The organism is Microcystis sp. M53602_WE12, from assembly GCF_030065455.1.
Classification (GTDB): Bacteria; Cyanobacteriota; Cyanobacteriia; order Cyanobacteriales; family Microcystaceae; genus Microcystis; species Microcystis aeruginosa.
In genome coordinates, this window is sequence record NZ_JASJFB010000493.1 from 1 (window position 1) to 3,951 (window position 3,951).

Annotated in this window: 4 protein-coding genes and 1 pseudogene; 3 read left to right on the top strand and 2 right to left on the bottom strand. The window is 42.2% G+C overall.

The genetic code is table 11. The features are described from left to right. Positions 1-311 (bottom strand): annotated as a pseudogene (locus tag PX482_RS16370) (DUF4351 domain-containing protein); the annotation flags it as partial. A gap of 150 nt (positions 312-461) precedes the next feature. Between PX482_RS16370 and PX482_RS16375 the strand changes: the two are divergent. Together PX482_RS16375 and PX482_RS16380 are read left to right on the top strand one after the other, a co-directional pair. Beyond that, positions 462-2,168: a potassium channel family protein gene (locus tag PX482_RS16375; protein WP_288122695.1), complete on the top strand. Its 1,707-nt coding sequence runs from the start codon at positions 462-464 to the stop codon at positions 2,166-2,168. Next, positions 2,165-2,419 carry a hypothetical protein gene (locus tag PX482_RS16380; protein WP_002750132.1) on the top strand — a complete coding sequence of 85 codons (255 nt, stop codon included), beginning with the start codon at positions 2,165-2,167 and terminating at the stop codon, positions 2,417-2,419. Before PX482_RS16375 ends, PX482_RS16380 begins: the two co-directional genes overlap by 4 nt. A 117-nt stretch (positions 2,420-2,536) precedes the next feature. Here PX482_RS16380 and PX482_RS16385 read toward each other — a convergent pair whose 3' ends face one another. Then, positions 2,537-3,148: a Uma2 family endonuclease gene (locus PX482_RS16385; RefSeq protein ID WP_288094876.1), complete on the bottom strand. Its 612-nt coding sequence runs from the start codon at positions 3,146-3,148 to the stop codon at positions 2,537-2,539. A 369-nt stretch (positions 3,149-3,517) separates the two neighbouring features. On the opposite strand from PX482_RS16385, the gene PX482_RS16390 reads away from it, so the two are divergent. Then, a complete protein-coding gene (locus PX482_RS16390) occupies positions 3,518-3,724 on the top strand; it encodes a UPF0223 family protein (RefSeq protein ID WP_002740011.1) in 207 nt (68 codons plus the stop codon). The last annotated feature ends 227 nt before the right edge of the window (positions 3,725-3,951 follow it).

The following is a 3,951-nucleotide window of genomic DNA, read 5'->3' on the forward strand; positions in this document are numbered from 1 at the left end:
GCTAATAAGGGTTGTTGATGACGGTGAGCTTCTCTTTGTAATTGTTCCCGCACAGTCAACAGTTTAGATAAACAAGCGAGAATTCCCTCAATCGTGACAGGATTGCGATAGGGTTCCAATAGACAAGGGGTTTGAGCTAATCGGCCTAATAAACCTAATTCGGGCGGTATTTCTGGGGAAGTCGGTCGAAAATAGACATCGATTTCTTGAGTTTCTGCCGTCACATCAAGGCTAGTTTTCACGTCACCGGAAGAAGCGAGAAAAGTTTCGAGGTAATCTTTACTAAATTTGTCCCAAAGAAAGCGAGTCAAGGCTTAAGTGATTCAATCGATGATCAGGGTTATTTTATCATCTTCAAAGCCTGATTAGGAAAATTGGCAGCATTGCAGCTTTAGTTACAGATTTTTCCTAGTTTTTGCGCTAGAACTGAAAGGTTAATCAGCAAAAAACGCGCTCGACGAATGAAACCGCAAATCATCGTCTGTGGATTAGGTCGCACGGGTTATAAAATCTTTTGTTTACTCAAACAACAATCTGCGGCAGTAGTGGCGATTAGCGATCGCCAAATGGTCTGCGAATACCAGTCTGATATTATTATCGGCGATCCCTGCTCTCCTAAAACTCTGCTGCAAGCTGGCCTTCCAGATGCAGAAACCCTAGTTTTGGCCATCGATAACGACGCACTCAATCTAGAAATTCTCACCCGCGCAAGAATAATTAACCCGAAAATTCGGATAGTTAACCGACTATTTAACGAAACTTTAGGAGAAAGACTCGATCAAACCCTCCCTGCTCACGTTAGCATGAGCGTTGCTTCCCTAGCAGCCCCGATCTTTTCCTTTGCTGCCCTTGGTAATAAAGCTATCGGTCAATTACAGCTATTCGATCGCCTTTGGCCAATTCAAGAGATAATTATCGAGGAAAATCATCCTTGGTGGGGATTACCCCTCTACGAGCTTTGGGACGATCCGGCCCGGATGTTAATCTATTATCTCCCCGCTCACGACGAAATCGATCTGGTTTCCGCAGTTCTTTCGGGCAAAAAACTCCAAACTGGCGATCATCTCATTATCGGCAATAAACCGACAATTAGAGCAAAACAGCGTTTTAAACTGCAAAAGTGGCTGAGAAATCTGCTCAATCTCCGTCCCTATCAGCACTATGTCCAACCGGTAATTCTTGTCACCCTTTCCCTCTTGGGGATGATTTCCCTTGCTACCGTTACCTATCTCAGCGTTAATCAAAAAATTTCCCTCGTCGATTCCCTCTATTTTTCCGTCGGGATGATTACCGGTGCCGGAGGTAACGAAAAAGTGGCCGAATCTACCCCCGATAGTATCAAAATTTTTACCGTGGTCATGATGATTGTCGGTGCGGGGGTTATCGGTATCTGTTATGCTCTCCTTAACGATTTTATTCTCGGTAGTCGCTTTAAGCAGTTTTGGGATGCTACCCGCATTCCCGTCCGCAATCATCACATTATCTGTGGTTTAGGAGGTATCGGCACCCGGATCGTGCGACAATTGCACGACCAAGGCTGTGAAGTGGTGGTGATTGAATCGGACCCCAATAATAGATTTTTGCATTCCGTGCGCTCCTGGGGAATCCCCGTTATCATCGAGGATGCGCGTCTAGTGGCTACCCTAGAAACCGCTAATATTAACAACGCCGAATCTTTGATCGTGGTTACTTACGAGGATATGATTAATGTGGAGATTGCCCTCACTGCTAAAGCGATCGCTCCTAAAATTAATCTAGTTTTACGCTGCTCTCAGGAACAATTCGGGCGATCGATTCAAGAGGTTTTTGATTTTGATACGGTATTATGTCCCCGGGATCTAGCTACCTATTCCTTCGCTGCGGCCGCTTTGGGCGGTAGAATTCTCGGTAATGGCATGACCGATGATCTCCTCTGGGTTGCTTTGGCTACATTAATCACACCTAATCATCCTTTTATGGGGCAAATTGTCAAGGAAGCGGCGATGAATGCCGATTTTGTGCCACTTTACCTAGAAAAACAGGGTCAAACTATCCACGGTTGGCAATTACTGGAAATCACTCTCGATCAAGGTGATATTCTTTATCTAACTATGCCGGCTATGCGTTTACAACAGGTTTGGCAAAATACTTCCCTAACTATTCCCCAATCTTTCCCCGATTTAAAATGATTTCTGGTCTTAATTATCTGAGCAAAGCTAGTTATCGCTGTATCTTGAGTTTAGGCAGTGCCGGCAGTATTTTAAGTCTCGCTAGTGCCAGCAGCATTTTAAGTCTGGTTAGTATCGGCAGTATGCTCAGTATTGGCAGTGTCGGCAGTATTCTCAGTATTGGCAGTGTTGGCAGTATTCTAAGTGTCGGCAGTGTCGGCAGTATATTTGGCATTTTTCAATATCATTCTCTGCCTAACTATCCAGAGTAGTTCTAATGAACTACTACTCGCCGCTTCTTTGTCGATGGCGGTTTTTTGAGTTTAAACTGTGGGGCGATCGCTTTTTATGTAAACAAAATAGAAAGGTTATTAATCGGATTAAGGGATTTATGAGGCTGCGGCAAAACTAACACGACGATAAATTTCTAGCAAGGGAAGTTCAACGTTTAAACTCTCCAGAGGGATTATTTGACTAAGTTGATCGTAGGTTTGTAGTTGCCAGCGATCGCTCTGTGCGAGTCTGAGATATTGCTCAATGTAGGGTTCAGTTTGACTAACGAGCAGGTATTCACAAAAACTTGACAGGGAACGATATTTTCTAAATTTATCACCTCGATCATATGCTTCCGTGGCGGGGGAAAGCACCTCTACAATAAATAAAGGATTAAGAATTTCGTCTTTGCGATCGCCGTTAAATTCCGGTTCATGGTTAACAACCATGAGATCGGTATAGGTTCCACAATGATATTCAGGAATCCACAACCGCAGATCGCTGTTATACAGACGAAAATCCCTATCTCTCAATAAAAATCCCAAAAAAACCGAGATATTGATCGCAATTGCGCTGTGGGTTGCGGTTCCTCCAGGCATAAGAATCATTTCTCCATGGCAATATTCATAACGTTCCTGAGAAGTTTCAGCGATCGCCCGATATGCTTCCAAAGTGACAGGGGTTTTGGTGACTGTCGCAATAGTTGGTTTTTCTTGAGCGATAATCATCTTTGTCTTTCTCCGATATTCTAAGTGGCTGGTTATAATTAAATTAATAATGGATTTTAGGTTCGATCCCCCCTGCCCCCCTTGATAAGGGGGGTGCCGATAGGCGGGGGGATCCCCCTTAATAAGGGGGGCATCTGATAATTTTTAACGCCTACCCACTTATTAATTAATTTTATGGTTATTTTTTAGGGATTGTGGGGAAGCGATCGCTTTTTATCAAAATAGAATAGAAAGAGCGATCGCAGTTTTTCTGAGGTGAGAGAGAAAAATTTTTTAAGAGCGAACTATCGTTAATTTGATTGTATGTATTATAATTGAGTCGTTAAATTTAACCAAAATACTATACTGTCCTCATCGAGGTTATTGTTTATGAAATCAGAGTATGATCTCGCTAATATGAAAAGTCGTCCTAATCCTTTTGCTCAACAACTCAAGCGGCAGGTCACTTTACCTTTAAGGATTGATGTCATTGATTTCTTTGAAAAAAAAGCAAAAGAAAAAGGAATTTCTTATCAGGAACTAATTGATTTATATCTTCAGGATTGTGTGACAAACGACCGAGAAATTTCTTTTTAGCGATCGCTTTTTATCAAAATAGAATAGAAAGAGCGATCGCATTGTGAGCATCAGTTAATAAAACAATAAAGTTCGGGGTCAGGTATTCAGGTTTGCTAATTGTTCCTGAATATTAGCTTGAGTAGAGAGTTTTTCAGATTTTTCCCATAGAGCGTTAAAGATACTTTTATCTGTCTCGACAACTCTTGTTTGATAGGAAATATAACCTGATTCTGTTTGACCATTCA